Source organism: Pseudomonas sp. DWP3-1-2, from assembly GCF_049896285.1.
In the GTDB taxonomy this organism is placed as follows: domain Bacteria; phylum Pseudomonadota; class Gammaproteobacteria; order Pseudomonadales; family Pseudomonadaceae; genus Aquipseudomonas.
The window spans coordinates 437,704-454,203 of record NZ_JAFCTZ010000002.1 but is presented as its reverse complement, the minus strand read 5'-3'; the positions used below and the strand labels follow the sequence as shown (position 1 = coordinate 454,203).

Genomic DNA, 16,500 nt, shown 5'->3' with positions numbered 1-16,500 from the left:
GGCAAAACACAGGGGAGCGGTCAGCGGTCGCCAGCGTTGGCGTTCAAGCGTTCTCGGGCGAGGCGCTCGGCGATGTCGTTCACATCATCGGACGGCACCTCGGGCAGCGCTTGAATTGTTCTGCACACCAGCCGCAACTGGCCGATAAAGCGTCGGCAATCCGGGCAAAACAACAGGTGATGACGCATGCGCAAGCGCTGCGTCCATGCGAGTTGGCCATCAATAAAGTCGCTCGACAGCGCCACGTGTTCCTTGCACGTCAACATTCCCCGGTCTCCTCGAAATGCTCGATGGACGCGAAGACCTTCAAGCGCGCCCGATGTAACAACACCCGCACATTAGAGAGAGAAAGGCCGAGAAGATTACAAATGACTTCAGCCTCCACGCCGTCCCGCTCCCACAGCAGCAAAACGCTGCTTTGCAGTTCCGGCAGGCTGAGCAGCGTGTGCTCCAGGCATTGGCGCAGTTCGTCTTCGGTGAGCAGGGCTTCGGGGCTGTCTTCATGCCAGGTGATGGGCGCGGCCTTCCAATGGCCGTCGCTGGCGAAGCGTTCATCGCCGAGGGTGCCGTGAGGCGCTGGGGATTCGATCAAGGCATCGCGACGGTTGCGGGTGTAGCGACTCTTGGCGGTGTTGGCCGTGATGGTCAGCAGCCAGGTTTTCAGGCTCGAACGGCCCTGAAAACCCGGCAGATGACGCACCACGGCCAGCCAGGCGTCCTGCACCACTTCATCAACCTGCAAGGGGCCGACAATGGCGTGGGCCACCGCGCGCATGGCGTTCTGGTAGCTCGCCACCAGTTCGCAATACGCCCGCTGCTCACCCGCCAGCAGGCGCTCGATCAGTTTCGCTTCAGCCGTTTCAGGCATGAACGATCAACGCTTGCGCAGAAGCACGCTGCCGATGGAATAGCCGGCACCAAACGAGCTGAGTACACCCAGCGCGCCTTTGGGCAAATCATCCTGATAGGTGTGAAAGGCAATGACCGAGCCCGCCGAACTGGTGTTGGCGTAGGTATCGAGAATGACCGGCGCTTCCTCGATGGTCGCTTCACGGCCCAGCAGCTTCTTGACGATCAAGTGGTTCATGCTCAGGTTGGCCTGATGCAGCCAGAAGCGTTGCACGTCACTGGCGTTAAGCCCGTTCTCTTCCAGGTGGGTGCCCACCAGCTCAGCCACCATCGGGCAGACCTCACGGAACACCTTGCGGCCTTCCTGAACGAACAGTTTGTCCGCCGTGCCTTCGCCCTCATCAGACGTGCGATTGAGGAAGCCGAAGTTGTTGCGGATGTTGTTGGAGAACGACGTCAGCAGTTTGGTGCCGACGATATCGAACTGATAGGCCGACGTCGCCAGATCGGCGCGCTCGACGACCACGGCAGTCGCACCGTCACCGAAGATGAAGTGGCTGTCCCGATCGCGAAAATTCAAATGCGCGGTGCAGATTTCCGGGCTGATCACCAGCAGCGCCCGCGCCTGACCCAGTTGCACACTGTTGCTGGCCGCCTGAATACCGAAGGTGGCAGACGAGCAGGCGACGTTCATGTCATAGCCAAAACCCTGAATGCCTAACGCGGCCTGGATTTCGATGGAAATGGCCGGATACGCACGTTGCAGATTGGAACACGCGACGATCACGCCATCGATATCCGCAGCCGTCTTGCCCGCCCGCGCCAACGCCTGTTCAGCGGCGGCAACACCCATTTCACAGAGGATCGACCACGCCTCGTTGGAGCGCTCGGGGAGATTCGGCTTCATCCGTCGAGGATCAAGAATGCCCTCCTTGTCCATCACGAAGCGGCTTTTGATGCCGGACGCTTTTTCGATGAAAGCGGCGTTGGACTCGGTCAGCGCCTGCACCTCGCCGCGCTCGATGGCGTCGGCATGTTCGCTGTTGAACTGCGCAACGTAGGTATTGAAAGACTGCACCAGCTCTTCGTTGGAAATGCTGTTGGCCGGCGTATACAGGCCTGTGCCGCTGATGACGACGTTGTGCACGGTCGTTCCTCTCTTATTGATCAATGCAGGTAACGACCTGCTCGAGCATTGTCGCCAATGCCAACAGAGAGTTGGGACCGACGTACCAATGCGAATCTGTAAAACGCCCCAGGCGAATAAAACCGGGCAACACATGGGGGCTCAAGGGGCGAAGTGTGCCATATCGGCCCGGATTTGGCGCTATCCGGGCGTGTGATAAGGCATTACAGCGGCCGGTCTATTGTGGGCGCGAATTCATTCGCGAAGAAGCCAACCCATGCGCCAACGACCTGCGTCGCCCATACCGCCGCCCTCGCGGATAAATCCGCTCCACAAGTGGGTTTCAACGCTGCCGTATCGAATCAGCCTTCCACCAAGCTCCATTGTTTGCTCAAGCGCTTGTCCGACACCGCCATTTTGGTGCCCAACTGCTGGGCAAACAGCGAAACCCGGTACTCCTCAAGCCACCAGCGATAAGCCACCAGTTCGGCGTCGCGCTTGCCTTCCTGAGCGTGTTTGCTGGCCCTGGCCTGATACTGAGCCCACAGCCCCGCCAACTCGGTGCTCCAGACCCGATCCTTCTGAACCTGGCCCGGAAGCTTTTCCAGACGCATTTCGATGGCTTTCAGATAGCGCGGCAGCTCCTTGAGCCACTGGGCCGGGGTTTCGCGCACGAAGCCCGGATAAACCAGATGGCCAAGCTGCGACTTGATGTCGTTGAGCGCGACGGCCTGAGACAGGTCAATCTTGCCCTTGAAGCGTTTTTGCAGGCCGTGCCACAGCTTGAGAATTTCCAGGGTCAGTTTGGCCAGACGCTCGGCGTGTTCGGTCCAGCCGCCGCGTTTACGCTCGGCCAGACCGAGCAACCCGGCACCGTCCCGAGGCAGGCTGGCTTCGCCTTCCAGAATGCAGCTGTCCAGGCTGGCCAACAGGATGTCTTCGATCAACCCGTCAACGCGCCCCAATTCCCGATGCAGCAACGCAAGCTCGGTCTGCCCTGGCAATTTGCTGCGCAGGAACTTGGCCGGCTCGGCCAGTTGCTGCAACAACAGGCGCTGCAAGGCGCGACGATGTTGGTATTCGGCTTCGGCCAGCGTCGAGAAGCGGCCTTCCTTGACCGTGCCTGACTCTTCAACCAAGGCCGGGTAAACCGTCATGGACAGTCCGGCGATGTTCTGCTGGGTTTTCTCGGCAACCGGGGCAAAGACTTTCGCCTCCACCGGCTGCTGGCTTTTCGCCGTTTGCGGCACGGCCAACGCAGCCTGACTGGCTTGCGCAAAGCGTGCGGTCAGCTCATCCAGATCACGGCCTTCGCCGAGGAACTTGCCCTCGGCATCGACGATTTCCAGGTTCATCTTCAGATGATTTTCCAGCTGCTGCGCCGCTTCAACCCAGGCCTCATCCGAGACCCGTGCGCCGGTCATGCGCAGCAATTCGCGGCCCAACGCTTGGGGCAGCGAGCCTTCACCGAACGTCATGCGCTGCAAGGCGGCCTTGATGAAATCCGGCACTGGCACGAAGTTCTTGCGAATGGCTTTAGGCAGGTTGCGCACCAGGGCAATGCACTTGGTTTCCAGCAAACCCGGCACCAGCCACGCCAGACGCTCGGCGGGCAGCGACAGCAACAGCGGCGCAGGCACACGCACGGTCACGCCGTCGCGGGGATGATTGGGTTCGAAGTGATAGGTCAACGCCAAGGTCAGATCGCCCAGGCGCAGCGTGTCAGGGTAATACGTCGCGGTGACTTCACTGGCCTCCCGCGCCAGCACGTCTTCCTCGCGCATGATCAACAGTTGCGGGTTCTTCTGGCTTTCGGTCTTGTACCAGCTGTCGAAGGTTGCCGTCTGATGGATTTCGGCGGGAATGCGCGCTTCGTAGAAGCTGTACAGCGTGTCTTCGTCGGCCAGAATATCGCGGCGACGGGCCTTGGCTTCCAGCTCGTCGAGGCTTTCCAGCAGCTTGGCATTGGCGGTCAGGCATTTGGCCCGGGAATGAATTTCGCCGCGCACCAGACCTTCCCGGATGAACAGCTCGCGTGACACCACGGGATCAATGGGGCCGTAGTGCACCGGCCGACGACCCACCACGATCAAGCCGAACAATGTGATTTGCTCGAACGCCACGACCTGACCGCGCTTCTTCTCCCAATGGGGCTCGAAGTGGTTCTTCTTGATCAGGTGACCGGCCAACGGCTCGATCCAGTCGGCGTCGATCTTGGCGACCATCCGCGCATACAGCTTGGTGGTTTCCACCAGTTCCGCCGCCATCAGCCATTGCGGGCGCTTTTTGCCCAGGCCGGACGACGGGTGAATCCAGAAACGTCGTTGCCGCGCCCCCAGGTAATCCCCTTCGTCGGCTTTCTGGCCAATCTGGCTGAGCAGACCGGAAAGAATCGCCTTATGGAATTTCGGGTAGTCAGCCGGTTCTTTATTCAGGGTCAATTGCAGGTCGCGGCAAATCAAGCTCAGTTGCCGATGGGAATCACGCCATTCGCGCAGGCGCAGGTAATTGAGGAAGTTGCGGCGACACCAGTTACGCAACGGGCTGGCGGTCAACGCCTGGCGCTGCTCTTCAAAGCCACGCCACAGATTGACCAGCCCGGCGAAATCCGAATCCGCGTCTTTCCATTGGGCATGCGCCTGATCCGCCGCTTGTTGCCGCTCTGGTGGACGCTCGCGCACGTCCTGCACCGACATGGCACTGGCGACGATCAACACTTCCTGCAAACTGCCCTGCTTTGCCGCTTCCAGCAGCATGCGGCCCATGCGCGGGTCCACGGGCAAGCGCGCCAGTTGACGGCCCAAAGGGGTCAGCTGATTCTCGCGGTTGACCGCTGACAGCTCCTGCAACAGGTTGAAACCATCGCTGATGGCCTTGCCATCGGGCGGTTCGATAAACGGGAAATCGGTGATTTCACCCAGGCGCAGGTGCAGCATCTGCAAGATGACCGCGGCCAGGTTGGTGCGCAGGATTTCCGGATCGGTGAATTCAGGCCGGCCGTTGAAATCCTCTTCGCTGTACAGGCGCACGCACAGGCCCGGCTCGACCCGGCCACAACGGCCTTTGCGCTGGTTGGCGCTGGCCTGGGAGACGGCTTCGATCGGCAAACGCTGCACCTTGGCGCGGTAGCTGTAGCGACTGATGCGTGCGGTGCCGGTGTCGATCACGTAGCGAATGCCCGGCACGGTGAGCGAGGTTTCAGCGACGTTGGTTGCCAGCACCACGCGCCGACCCGGATGCGACTGAAAAATCCGCTGCTGTTCCGCCGGTGACAGGCGCGCATACAGGGGCAGGATTTCAGTGTGCTTGAGCTGTGCCTTGCGCAGCACTTCCGCGGCGTCGCGGATTTCCCGCTCGCCGGGCAGGAACACCAGCACATCGCCGGGACTCTTGCGCTCGCTGCGTTCAAAGGCCGCCAGCTCGTCAAGGGTCGCGAGAATGGCCTGATCCACGGTCAGATCTTCTTCGACGCTGTTGCCCTCCTCGTCCTGCTCGGACGTCAGCGGGCGATACCAGACGTCAACCGGAAAAGTCCGACCCGAGACTTCCACGATAGGGGCGTCGTTGAAGTGCTCGGAAAAGCGCTGCAGGTCGATGGTCGCGGACGTGATGATGACCTTCAGGTCCGGGCGACGAGGCAGCAGGGTTTTCAGATAGCCCAGCAGGAAGTCGATGTTGAGGCTGCGCTCATGCGCCTCGTCGACGATGATCGTGTCGTAGCGCTCCAGAAACCGGTCGTGCTGGGTTTCCGCCAACAGGATGCCGTCGGTCATCAGCTTGATCAGGGTGTTGCTGTCGCTCTGATCTTCGAAACGCACCTGATAACCCACCAGCGCCCCCAGTGGCGTACCGAGTTCTTCGGCGACCCGGCTGGCAACACTGCGCGCCGCAATACGACGCGGCTGGGTGTGGCCGATCAAACCGTGCTGACCGCGGCCTATTTCCAGGCAGATTTTCGGCAGTTGCGTGGTTTTCCCCGATCCGGTTTCGCCCGCAATGATCAACACCTGATGCTTGAGCAACGCCGCTTTGATTTCGTCACGCTTGGCGGCAATCGGCAGGCTGTCGTCATAACGAATCACCGGCACGCTGTCGCGCCGCGCCGTCACCTGGGCAAACGAAGCTTGCACCTTCGCAACCCATTGCGCCAGCTTCGCCTCATCGGGCTTCTTGCGCAGGTCGTGCAACTGGCGACGCAAACGATGCCGTTCACTGATCATCGCGTGGTCGAGGTTTTTCAGCAGTTGGTCAATGGAAGGCGTTTGATCGGTCATCAGGTGCGCAGGGTCTTCTGAAGGGTGCAAAGGCGGGGATTGTCGCAGATTTGGCAAGGATGATGCAGATGCGGAGTTGGCTGGCGAACATCAGGCTTCGCGGGCAAGCCTTGCTCCAACGAATCAAAAACAACAAACCCCGCACAGGACGGGGTTTGAACTCATCAACAACCTTTACTTCTTCACCCCTAACTTCTTCAATTCCTCGTCACGCAACTCGCGGCGCAGGATCTTGCCGACGTTGGTGGTGGGCAGGGAATCGCGGAATTCCACGCTGCGCGGGACCTTGTAGCCGGTCAGGTTGGCGCGCATGTGTTCCATGACCTGATCCTTGGTCAGGTTGGCACCCGGTTTGACCACCACGAAAATCTTGATGGCTTCGCCGGATTTCTCGTCCGGAATGCCAATGGCCGCGCATTGCAGCACGCCGGGCAAGGTGGCCAGCACGTCTTCGAGTTCGTTGGGATAGACGTTGAAGCCGGAGATCAGAATCATGTCCTTCTTGCGGTCGACGATGCGCAGGTAGCCGTCCGGCTGGATGATCGCGATGTCGCCGGTCTTGAGCCAGCCATCGGCATCGAGCATTTCGTCCGTGGCGTCCTGGCGCTGCCAGTAGCCTTTCATGACTTGCGGGCCCTTGATGCACAGCTCGCCGATTTCGCCCAGCGGCAGTTCATTGCCGGCGTCGTCGATGACTTTGCACAAGGTCGACGGCACGGGAATACCGATGGTGCCGATGTGGTTCTTCTGAATCGGGTTGACCGTGGCCACCGGGCTGGTTTCGGTCATGCCGTAGCCTTCGCAGATGGCGCAACCGGTCACTTCCTTCCAGCGTTCGGCGGCTGCCAGTTGCAGCGCCATGCCGCCGGACAACGTGACCTTCAACGCAGAGAAATCCAGATTGCGGAATTCCTGGTTGTTGCACAGCGCCACGAACAACGTGTTAAGGCCGACAAAACCACTGAACTTCCACTTCGACAGTTCCTTGACCATCGCCGACAAATCGCGCGGGTTGCTGATCAGGATGTTGTGGTTGCCGATCAGCATCATCGACATGCAGTGAAAGGTGAACGCATAGATGTGATACAGCGGCAACGGGGTGATGAGTACTTCGCAACCTTCATTGAGGTTGGAACCCATCAATGCCTTGCACTGCAACATGTTGGCGATGAGGTTACGGTGGGTCAGCATCGCGCCTTTGGCCACGCCGGTGGTGCCGCCGGTGTATTGCAGCACGGCAACGTCATTGGCCGCCGGGGATGCGTCATTGACGACCTTGCCCTGCCCTTTGCTCAGGACATCATTGAACTTGACGGCCTTGGGCAGGTGATAAGCCGGGACCATCTTCTTCACGTACTTGATGACGCTGTTGATCAGCAGACGCTTGAGCGGCGGCAGCATGTCGGCCACTTCGGTAACGATGACGTGCTTGACCTGAGTCTTGGGCACGACCTTTTCCGCCAGATGCGCCATGTTGGCCAGGCACACCAGCGCCTTGGCACCGGAGTCGTTGAATTGGTGTTCCATTTCCCGCGCGGTGTACAGCGGGTTGGTGTTGACCACGATCAGTCCGGCACGAATCGCACCAAATACGGCAATCGGGTACTGCAACACATTGGGCAGTTGCACCGCGATGCGATCGCCGGGCTGCAGGTCTGTGTGCTGCTGAATCCAGGCAGCAAAGGCACCGGACAACTCGTACAACTCACCGTAGGTGAGCGTCTTGCCCAGGTTGCTGAAGGCCGGTTTATTGGCGAAACGCTGGCAAGACTGCTTCAATACGGCCTGGACGTTGGGATACTCGTCAGGATTGATATCGGCAGCAATGCCGGACGGGTATTTGTCCTTCCAGAAATTTTCGATCATGGAAGCCGGCTCCTGAGCAGCAGCGAATTCTTCACACCGCTTGAACGCGGTGATTTTCTTGTGTTTTGGAATTTTGCAGTTCACGCTTTTGACCGGAAGACCGATCCAAAAGCGCGCCGAGAGTAGCAGCTTTGCCAAGGGTCGCCTAGAGGCAAAGGAGGCCCCTACAGTCACTTAAATGACTTTAAACTGGCCATTAGTCACGTTTAGAGCAATCATACTATTTGTCGCGAATCTGGCCGAAATGACGGGTCCAGGGCCGTCGATTGAACGCTATTCGCTGGAGCGAGAATTGCCCGCGAAGAACGATAACGCAATGGGTCTGGACCACCCAGGCGCCTGGTTCGCGGGCAAGCCTCGCGCCAACAAATCACGCAGCGCGATCCGACAAGTATTACGCGATATCCCGCAATTCCCGCCGCAGAATCTTGCCCACGGGCGTCATGGGCAGCGACTCGCGCAGCACGATGTGCTTGGGCACTTTATAAGCCGTGAAGTTTTCCTTGCAGAACGCTTTGAGCTCGTCAACGTTGACCCCGCCTTCACGGGGCACCACGAACAGTTTTACCGCTTCCCCGGTGCGCTCGTCCGGCACGCCAATGACCGCACAGTTGGCAACGTTGGGATAGGCCATGACCACGTCTTCGATCTCATTGGGATAGACGTTGAATCCAGACACAATGATCAGGTCTTTCTTGCGGTCAACGATGCGGATAAAGCCGTCAGGATCGATGATTGCGACGTCTCCGGTCTTGAACCAGCCCTCGGTGTCCATGGCTTCGGCGGTGGCTTCCGGGCGTTGCCAGTAGCCAACCATGACCTGCGGGCCTTTTATACACAGTTCGCCGCGCTCGCCCAGAGCCAGCTCATTGCCGTCATCGTCGATGACTTTCATCGCCGTACCCGGCACCGGAATCCCCACCGTGCCCAGTCGCGCCTTGACGCCATACGGGTTGGTGCTGGCCACTGGAGCCGTTTCGGTGAGCCCGTAACCTTCGACGATGCGGCAACCGGTGAGCTGCTCCCAGCGCTCGGCGGTGGCCTTGACCAATGCCGTGCCACCGGAATTGGTGAGTTTCAGGCTGGAAAAATCCAGGGATTTGAAATCCGGGTGGTTCATCAGGGCCACAAACAGCGTGTTGAGGCCGATCATGGCTGAAAAGCGCCACTTGCCCAGCTCCTTGATAAACGCACCGATGTCCCGCGGATTGGTGATCAGCACATTGTGGTTGCCGCTGACCATCATGCACATGCAGTTCGCGGTGAAGGCATAGATATGGTAGAGCGGCAGCGGCGCGATCATGATCTCCTTGCCCTCATGAAACAGCGGGCCGCCCTCATCGCTGTGCTGCAACATGCAGGCGTATACCTGTTGCATGTTCGCCACCAGATTGCCGTGGCTGAGCATCGCCCCCTTTGCCAGCCCTGTGGTACCGCCGGTGTACTGCAACACCGCGATATCTTCCAGCCCTAGCGGCACGGTTTGCAGGTGATGACTGCGTCCCAGATGCAACGCACTTTTAAACGGAGTGGCCTGAGGCAAGTCGTAGGCCGGGACCATCTTTTTGACTTTGTCGACAATCGTATTGACCAGCCAACCCTTGGCCGCCGATTGCATGTCACCCATCCTGACCTCAATGAGGTACTGAATATCGGTGTCGGGAAGCACTTCCTGGACCAGCTTGCCGAACAGGTTCAGGTAAACCAGTGCCCGGGCACCGGAATCCTTGAACTGGTGGCGCATCTCCCGGGCGGTGTACAGCGGGTTGGTGTTGACCACGATCAAGCCAGCGCGCAAAGCGCCAAACACGGCGATCGGGTATTGCAACAGGTTGGGCATTTGCACCGCGATGCGGTCGCCAGGCTTGAGGTCGGTGTGCTGCTGGAGGAATGCGGCAAAGGCCGCCGAATGGCGATCCAGCTCGGCGTAAGTCAGGGTGACGCCCATATTACTGAACGCCGGGCGATCGGCGAACTTGCGGCAACTGCGTTCAAACACTTCGATGACTGATGTGTAGGCGAGCAGGTCCACCTCAGGGAGCACGCCTGCCGGGCGTTTGTCGTTCCAGAAATCAGGTTGCATTGTTTTTGTCCTCTTACCTGAGAGTGTCTACCCCGCGGCTTCAAAGCGGGGGCTTGCCGGACGTTAGCAGCAATCGGCAGGAAGGCAAATAGCGGCCAATGCGTCATCAGCGGCGTGAATCTCACGCTGATCAGGCTGCAACGGGTCATCGGCTATACACTTGATCAATAGAGGCGGAGCGTCAGCGCAGTCAGCCAAAAAGGAGTCGCCATGAAACACGAAGTCTATTGGCTTGATGCCAGCGATCACAGTCGACTCTTCGTCAATGTCTGGCTGCCGACGCTTGCGCCCAGGGCGGTGCTGATGCTCTCTCACGGGATGGCTGAGCACAGCGGGCGTTACGCTCGATTGGCGGCGGCCCTGTGCGAGGCCGGATTTGCGCTTTACGCCCACGACCAGCGGGGGCACGGCAAGACGGCGGCCCAAGGCATGCGTGGTCATTTCGGCGATGAGAACGGCTGGGGCAAAGTGGTGGATGACCTGGCGAGCCTGAGCCAGTCCGTCAGCCAGCGTCACCCGGATACACCGGTGTTTCTTCTGGGTCACAGTATGGGCAGCTACATTGCCCAGGCCTGGTTGCAGCATCACGGTGCCAGTATGCAGGGGGCGATACTCAGTGGTTCGAACTTCCAGCCGGTTTCCCTGTACCGCAGCGCCAGTACCATCGCCCGCCTTGAGCGCTGGCGACAAGGGCCGACCGGACGCAGTCGCCTGATCGAATGGTTGTCGTTTGGCTCGTTCAATAAGGCGTTCAAACCGGCGCGCACCCGCTTTGACTGGCTAAGCCGCGACCCGCAGGAAGTGGATCAGTACATCAAAGACCCGCTGTGCGGCTTTCGCTGCACCAACCAGTTCTGGCTCGACTTGCTCGGCGGCCTGCAGCAGATCAGCAAGCTGTCGAACCTGAAACAGATCGATCCGACCCTGCCATTGCTGGTTATTGGTGGAGAATGTGATCCGGTGAGCGACGGCAAGCGTCTCAAGGATCTTGCCGATGCATTGGCTCAGACAGGTCATCAAATGTTACAACTGAAGATCTACCCGCAGGCACGGCATGAGCTTTTCAACGAAACCAATCGCGATGAAGTCACGCGTGATGTACTCGACTGGCTGGAGCAGACCCTGCAACAGCCAAGACCGCGTCGGGCGGAATGATCGAGCCGCTTAGTCCGTCACTGCCAGGTTCATCACCTCCTTTGAATACCCAGGATCATCCATGACTCAGGTTACCAGCACCCCTTACGAAGCCCTTGAAGTCGGCCAGACCGCCAGCTACAGCAAAACCGTTGAAGAGCGTGATATCCAGTTGTTCGCCGCGATGTCCGGTGATCACAACCCGGTGCATCTGGATGCCGAATACGCCGCACAAACCATGTTCAAGGAGCGCATCGCACACGGGATGTTCAGCGGCGCACTCATCAGCGCGGCCGTCGCCTGTGAGCTGCCTGGTCCTGGCACTATTTACATCGGTCAGCAGATGACGTTTCAGAAGCCGGTCAAGCTGGGGGACACCCTCACCGTGCGCCTGGAAATCCTGGAAAAAATGCCTAAATTCCGCGTCCGTATCGCCACCCGTGTGTTCAACCAGCGTGACGAACTGGTAGTCGATGGCGAAGCCGAGATCATTGCCCCGCGCAAACAGCAGACCGTGACCCTGACAGAACTGCCGGCGATCAGCATCGGTTGATTCTGCGAGCGATTTGTTGGAGCGAGCGGACGGCGTTCCAACGAACACCCCGCTCACACGTGCGCGCCTAAAGCGGTCCGACCCGCTTTTTGAACAAAAAAAAAGGGCGACCGAAGTCGCCCAAAATGCCTTGCGTGCTCTTTTTGTAGAAGGCCTCTGCCTTTATTTGCTCTTTTGTGAGTCCTTCCAGATAAAAAATCCGAAGCCTGCGAAAAACACCAGCATCAGGCCAACGGTAGCGACACCGGCCACAACCACATTGTCGAAAAACATAACCGCGCCTCCTTTGCTTTGCGTTATCCACTGTTCGATGGAGCAAGACTACCCAGAGGACGGGCGATGAAAATTGACCCACATCAATGGCGCCAGGCGCTCATTCCACAAGCGCACGGATAACTGATCTGGATCAATGGAACTGGGGGGATTCAGCGGTTTTTCGGCTTTTTCTTCGGCTTTTTCTTGCCCGGGTTCAGCGGCATGGCTTGCTCGAAGGCATTGCGCACTTCGTTCAGTCGCTTGTCATTCAGATCATGCACCCGCTTGGCCCGTTCGGCGCTCAGGTCGATCAGTTTTTCGTCTCCGCTCATGGGCTGCATTCTCGAACACAGGGTAGTGGCGCTAATAATGCGCAATCTCACGGGCCATGACCAGCGCAGCAAAGCATTGAGTGCAACGCAAAGTGCTCATCGCGCCTAGACCTGGATATCCACCCACAACCCCTGACGTTCCACCTCGTCCATCAGCGGCACCACCGGGACCGTGTTATCGGCATTGAGGGAGTGGCCGGGAACGGCAAGGTGTTCAGGCTCGTCGGAGCCCTGTTCGCGGCGCTTTTGCTGTTCGTGATGACGCTGCTGTTCTTCACGCAACAACAAGGCACTGTGCTCGGGATCCTGGTTGCGCAGGTCGATCGTGGTTTCGCTGGAGCTGGGCCGAATCGGCGCCACGGCCGGAATATCCGGTACGTTTTTGGCCGAGTCCAGCTGGGAAGTCACGGGCACCACACTCAAGGGAAGCGTCGGTAGCAACATGATTTGATCTCCTTTTGAGGGGTATCGGCCGTCGTTTCGTCAACTTGACCATTGAATGAGAAAGATTCGACTATCGTTTGAACAACTAGTGCCGCGAAACCTGCCTATCACTGCAATTACAGGAGAAATACCGGTGAATCTTCACGCCGCCTTTGGACTGGACAGCGTGTTCCGTTAAGATAGTCGGCTTTTTCAAGGCGGGAGACAGGCAGCATGGCGCAGCAGTATCAACCGGGGCAACGCTGGATTAGCGACAGCGAAGCCGAGCTGGGTTTGGGCACCGTTCTGGCACAGGACGGTCGCTTGTTGACCGTGCTCTACCCGGCCACTGGCGACACGCGTCAATACGCGCTGCGTAACGCACCGCTGACCCGCGTGCGCTTTTCACCGGGGGATGTGATCACCCACTTCGAAAACTGGAAGATGACCGTGCGCGAAGTCGACGATGTCGACGGCCTGCTGGTGTATCACGGCCTGAACGCGCAGAACGAACCCGTCACCCTGCCGGAAACCCAGCTGTCGAACTTCATTCAGTTCCGCCTGGCCACCGACCGCCTGTTCGCCGGGCAAATCGACCCGCTGGCATGGTTCTCCCTGCGCTATCACACGCTGGAACACACCAGCCGCCAATTGCAGTCTTCGCTGTGGGGTCTGGGCGGTGTACGTGCGCAGCCTATCGCCCACCAGTTGCACATTGCCCGTGAAGTCGCTGACCGTATCGCGCCACGGGTGTTGCTGGCCGACGAAGTGGGTCTGGGCAAGACCATCGAAGCCGGTCTGGTCATCCATCGCCAACTGCTGTCCGGCCGCGCCAGTCGCGTACTGATTCTGGTCCCGGAAAACCTGCAGCACCAATGGCTGGTGGAAATGCGTCGCCGCTTCAATCTGCAGGTCGCGCTATTCGATGCAGAACGCTTCATCGAAAGCGATGCCAGCAACCCCTTCGAAGACACCCAACTGGCGCTGGTTGCCCTGGAATGGCTGGTCGAAGACGATAAGGCCCAGGACGCGCTGTTTGCAGCCGGCTGGGACTTGATGGTGGTCGATGAAGCCCACCACTTGGTCTGGCATGAAGAAAAGGCCAGCCCGGAGTACTCGCTGGTGGAACAGTTGGCCGAGGTCATCCCCGGCGTATTGCTGTTGACCGCGACTCCTGAGCAACTGGGGCAGGACAGCCACTTTGCACGCCTGCGTCTGCTTGACCCGAACCGCTTCCACGACCTGCAAGCCTTCCGTGCCGAAAGCGAAAACTACCGCCCGGTGGCTCAGGCGGTGCAGGAACTGCTGGACAAGGGTCGCCTGTCGAATGAAGCGCATAAGACGATTCACGATTTCCTTGGCAGCGAAGGCGAAGCGCTGCTGGCGGCCGTCAACGACGGCGACACAGAAGCCAGCGCCCGCCTGATCCGCGAGTTGCTTGACCGCCACGGCACCGGCCGCGTGCTGTTTCGCAACACACGGGCCGCTGTTCAGGGCTTCCCTGAGCGCAAACTGCATCAGTATCCCCTGCCCTGCCCGGCTGAATACCTTGAACTGCCTTTGGGCGAGCACGCCGACCTGTACCCGGAAGTCAGCTTCCAGGCGCAACCGGAGATCACTGAAGAAGAGCGCTGGTGGCGTTTCGACCCGCGCGTCGACTGGCTGATTGACACGCTGAAAATGCTCAAGCGCGTCAAGGTGCTGGTCATCTGCGCCCATGCCGAAACTGCGATGGACCTGGAAGACGCGCTGCGCGTGCGCTCCGGCATTCCGGCGACCGTTTTCCACGAAGGCATGAACATTCTGGAGCGCGACCGCGCTGCGGCGTATTTCGCGGATGAAGAGTTCGGCGCCCAGGTGCTGATCTGTTCGGAAATCGGCAGCGAAGGTCGTAACTTCCAGTTCTCGCATCACTTGGTGCTGTTCGATCTGCCGGCTCACCCTGACTTGCTGGAACAACGTATCGGTCGTCTGGACCGGATCGGCCAGAAGCACACCATCGAGCTGCACGTGCCTTTCCTGGAAACCAGCCCGCAAGCGCGTCTGTTCCAGTGGTATCACGAAGCGCTCAACGCATTTCTCAATACCTGCCCCACCGGCAACGCCTTGCAACACCAGTTCGGTCCGCGCCTGCTGCCGTTGCTGGAAAGCGGCGATGACGACGAATGGCAGGCGTTGATTAATGAGGCGCGCACTGAGCGCGAGCGTCTGGAAAGCGAACTGCACACAGGTCGCGACCGCCTGCTGGAGCTTAACTCCGGCGGCGCCGGCGAAGGCGAGGCGCTGGTTGAAGCGATCCTCGAACAGGACGATCAGTTCACGCTGCCGATCTATATGGAAACCCTGTTCAATGCGTTCGGCATCGACAGCGAAGACCATTCGGAAAATGCTCTGATCCTCAAGCCGAGCGAAAAAATGCTCGACGCCAGCTTCCCGCTGGGTGATGACGAAGGCGTGACCATCACGTACGACCGAAACCAAGCGCTGTCTCGCGAAGACATGCAGTTCATCACCTGGGAACATCCGATGGTTCAAGGCGGCATGGATCTGGTGCTCTCCGGCTCCATGGGCAACACCGCCGTGGCGCTGATCAAGAACAAGGCCCTGAAGCCGGGCACCGTTCTGCTGGAACTGCTGTATGTCAGCGAGGTGGTTGCGCCGCGCTCCCTGCAACTGGGCCGTTACCTGCCGCCCGCCGCCCTGCGCTGCCTGCTGGACGCCAATGGCAATGACTTGTCGGGCCGGGTGTCCTTCGTGACCCTGAATGAACAACTGGAAAGCGTGCCCCGTGCCAGTGCCAACAAGTTCATCCAGGCCCAGCGCGACGTGCTCAATCCGCAGATCAACGCCGGGGAAGCCAAGATCGCGCCGAAACACGCCGAACGCGTGGCCGAAGCGCAACGTCGTCTGGCGGCTGACACCGATGAAGAACTGGCCCGCCTCACGGCCCTGCAAGCCGTGAACCCGACAGTACGCGACAGCGAACTGGTGGCTCTGCGCGAACAGCGCGAGCAAGGGCTGGCGATGCTGGATAAAGCCGCGCTGCGTCTGGAAGCGATTCGGGTGTTGGTGGCAGGCTGATCCACGAAAGTGAGCGGCGCTTGTGTTGAAGCGCCGCTTGCTTGGGAAAGCGTCAGGTCAGACGAAACTGCTTCGTTTGCACGCCCCAATCGCGGGCAAGCCTCGCTCCAACGGGTCAAGTGGTTCTCTACGTAGATACTCTGTTGCAGAGTATTGGAATCGCAAGCATATCCAGCAGCGGCGGCGACGCACAGTCGCCTTTGCGCCCTTACGGCGCGTCACGTTGTCGTCACCCTTGAGTCCTGCGCACATTTACCCGCCCAAGGTTTGAGGTGAGCCAGGCAAAAAATACCGCCTGAAAAATCCGCAATGCGGATTTGCTTTTGCTTTGATTTTCCGTGCTGCGATTCTGGCAGACACCGCCAAACGCGCGTCGGGAGGCTGAGTGGAGGTGTTGGGGTGGGGTGCGCTCGGCATGGATGCCGAGCGAGCGCCGTTGGGCCATGGATGGCCCGTCGGCGCGTCGCCCCACCCCGACACTGGAGCGAAGGAACCCCTGCGAAGCAGGGGCCGGACGTCAGCGC

Annotated in this window: 12 protein-coding genes; 3 read left to right on the top strand and 9 right to left on the bottom strand. The window is 59.5% G+C overall.

Going from position 1 to position 16,500, the window contains the following annotated elements:
* Positions 1-20 precede the first annotated feature (20 nt).
* From ACP7B0_RS07905 to fadD2, 6 genes are all read right to left on the bottom strand, one after another.
* Positions 21-266, bottom strand: a complete 246-nt coding sequence (locus tag ACP7B0_RS07905; RefSeq protein WP_426140608.1) for a zf-HC2 domain-containing protein — start codon at positions 264-266, stop codon at positions 21-23.
* Positions 260-868, bottom strand: coding sequence for an RNA polymerase sigma factor (locus ACP7B0_RS07900; RefSeq protein WP_426140606.1), 609 nt, complete (start codon positions 866-868; stop codon positions 260-262). The genes ACP7B0_RS07905 and ACP7B0_RS07900 overlap by 7 nt, the downstream gene beginning before the upstream one ends.
* Before the next feature lie 6 nt (positions 869-874).
* Entirely contained in the window at positions 875-1,996 is a 1,122-nt protein-coding gene (locus ACP7B0_RS07895; RefSeq protein ID WP_426140605.1) for a beta-ketoacyl-ACP synthase III, read from the bottom strand.
* A gap of 341 nt (positions 1,997-2,337) precedes the next feature.
* Entirely contained in the window at positions 2,338-6,249 is a 3,912-nt protein-coding gene (hrpA, locus tag ACP7B0_RS07890; protein ID WP_426140603.1) for an ATP-dependent RNA helicase HrpA, read from the bottom strand.
* Positions 6,250-6,423: 174 nt separating this feature from the next.
* Positions 6,424-8,115 (bottom strand): long-chain-fatty-acid--CoA ligase FadD1, encoded by a 1,692-nt coding sequence (gene fadD1 / locus ACP7B0_RS07885; RefSeq protein WP_426140601.1) that lies wholly within the window; start codon positions 8,113-8,115, stop codon positions 6,424-6,426.
* Positions 8,116-8,509: 394 nt separating this feature from the next.
* Positions 8,510-10,198 (bottom strand): long-chain-fatty-acid--CoA ligase FadD2, encoded by a 1,689-nt coding sequence (gene fadD2, locus ACP7B0_RS07880; protein WP_426140599.1) that lies wholly within the window; start codon positions 10,196-10,198, stop codon positions 8,510-8,512.
* A 210-nt stretch (positions 10,199-10,408) separates the two neighbouring features.
* On the opposite strand from fadD2, the gene ACP7B0_RS07875 reads away from it, so the two are divergent.
* Entirely contained in the window at positions 10,409-11,353 is a 945-nt protein-coding gene (locus ACP7B0_RS07875; protein ID WP_426140598.1) for a lysophospholipase, read from the top strand.
* A gap of 61 nt (positions 11,354-11,414) precedes the next feature.
* A complete protein-coding gene (locus tag ACP7B0_RS07870; RefSeq protein WP_426140597.1) occupies positions 11,415-11,885 on the top strand; it encodes a MaoC family dehydratase in 471 nt (156 codons plus the stop codon).
* Between the two features lie 162 nt (positions 11,886-12,047).
* Here the strand turns inward: ACP7B0_RS07870 and ccoM are convergent, their stop codons facing one another.
* From ccoM to ACP7B0_RS07855, 3 genes are all read right to left on the bottom strand, one after another.
* Positions 12,048-12,158 carry a cytochrome c oxidase subunit CcoM gene (gene ccoM, locus ACP7B0_RS07865; protein WP_426140596.1) on the bottom strand — a complete coding sequence of 37 codons (111 nt, stop codon included), beginning with the start codon at positions 12,156-12,158 and terminating at the stop codon, positions 12,048-12,050.
* Between the two features lie 152 nt (positions 12,159-12,310).
* Positions 12,311-12,472, bottom strand: a complete 162-nt coding sequence (locus tag ACP7B0_RS07860) for a hypothetical protein (RefSeq protein WP_426140594.1) — start codon at positions 12,470-12,472, stop codon at positions 12,311-12,313.
* 105 nt (positions 12,473-12,577) lie between these two features.
* Complete coding sequence (locus ACP7B0_RS07855; protein WP_426140593.1) at positions 12,578-12,916, bottom strand: aspartate-semialdehyde dehydrogenase; 339 nt, start codon at positions 12,914-12,916, stop codon at positions 12,578-12,580.
* A 213-nt stretch (positions 12,917-13,129) separates the two neighbouring features.
* Here ACP7B0_RS07855 and rapA point away from each other — a divergent pair, with 213 nt between their 5' ends.
* Positions 13,130-15,976, top strand: a complete 2,847-nt coding sequence (gene rapA, locus ACP7B0_RS07850; RefSeq protein WP_426140590.1) for an RNA polymerase-associated protein RapA — start codon at positions 13,130-13,132, stop codon at positions 15,974-15,976.
* Positions 15,977-16,500: the final 524 nt, after the last annotated feature.

What these genes read in the sequence shown, in the direction of transcription:
- fadD2 (WP_426140599.1), bottom strand. Translation starts at nt 10,198, where the DNA reads ATGCAACCTGATTTCTGGAACGACAAACGCCCGGCAGGCGTGCTCCCT.
- ccoM (WP_426140596.1), bottom strand. Translation starts at nt 12,158, where the DNA reads ATGTTTTTCGACAATGTGGTTGTGGCCGGTGTCGCTACCGTTGGCCTG.
- ACP7B0_RS07860 (WP_426140594.1), bottom strand. Translation starts at nt 12,472, where the DNA reads ATGAGCGGAGACGAAAAACTGATCGACCTGAGCGCCGAACGGGCCAAG.
- ACP7B0_RS07900 (WP_426140606.1), bottom strand. Translation starts at nt 868, where the DNA reads ATGCCTGAAACGGCTGAAGCGAAACTGATCGAGCGCCTGCTGGCGGGT.
- ACP7B0_RS07870 (WP_426140597.1), top strand. Translation starts at nt 11,415, where the DNA reads ATGACTCAGGTTACCAGCACCCCTTACGAAGCCCTTGAAGTCGGCCAG.
- rapA (WP_426140590.1), top strand. Translation starts at nt 13,130, where the DNA reads ATGGCGCAGCAGTATCAACCGGGGCAACGCTGGATTAGCGACAGCGAA.
- ACP7B0_RS07905 (WP_426140608.1), bottom strand. Translation starts at nt 266, where the DNA reads ATGTTGACGTGCAAGGAACACGTGGCGCTGTCGAGCGACTTTATTGAT.
- ACP7B0_RS07855 (WP_426140593.1), bottom strand. Translation starts at nt 12,916, where the DNA reads ATGTTGCTACCGACGCTTCCCTTGAGTGTGGTGCCCGTGACTTCCCAG.
- ACP7B0_RS07875 (WP_426140598.1), top strand. Translation starts at nt 10,409, where the DNA reads ATGAAACACGAAGTCTATTGGCTTGATGCCAGCGATCACAGTCGACTC.
- fadD1 (WP_426140601.1), bottom strand. Translation starts at nt 8,115, where the DNA reads ATGATCGAAAATTTCTGGAAGGACAAATACCCGTCCGGCATTGCTGCC.
- hrpA (WP_426140603.1), bottom strand. Translation starts at nt 6,249, where the DNA reads ATGACCGATCAAACGCCTTCCATTGACCAACTGCTGAAAAACCTCGAC.